The sequence below is a fragment of the Nocardia sp. JMUB6875 genome (assembly GCF_041154655.1).
Taxonomy (GTDB): domain Bacteria; phylum Actinomycetota; class Actinomycetes; order Mycobacteriales; family Mycobacteriaceae; genus Nocardia.
The window spans coordinates 1-267 of sequence record NZ_BAAFGR010000435.1; the positions used below are offsets into that span (position 1 = coordinate 1).

Below are 267 nucleotides of genomic sequence, written 5' to 3' on the forward strand. Positions count from 1 at the left end.
CCAGAACTGGAAGCCCGGTAACGGGTGTAGGTGACTGGTACTAATAGGCCGAGGACTTACCAACAAAGAAGCTACGCGTCCACTGTGCAGTATCTGAAACAACACACAGATCACTGAGAAGACTTGGCCCGCAAGGGTGAAGGCTCTCTGTGTGACAGTTTCATAGAGTTACGGCGGCTATAGCGGTGGGGAAACGCCCGGTCCCATTCCGAACCCGGAAGCTAAGGCCACCTGCGCCGATGGTACTGCACTCGACAGGGTGTGGGA

At 55.8% G+C, this 267-nt stretch carries 1 rRNA gene; it reads left to right on the forward strand.

Annotation, left to right across the window (positions count from 1 at the left end):
• Positions 1 to 169: 169 nt before the first annotated feature.
• Positions 170 to 267 (forward strand): 5S ribosomal RNA (rrf, locus tag ACAM49_RS40415); the annotation flags it as partial.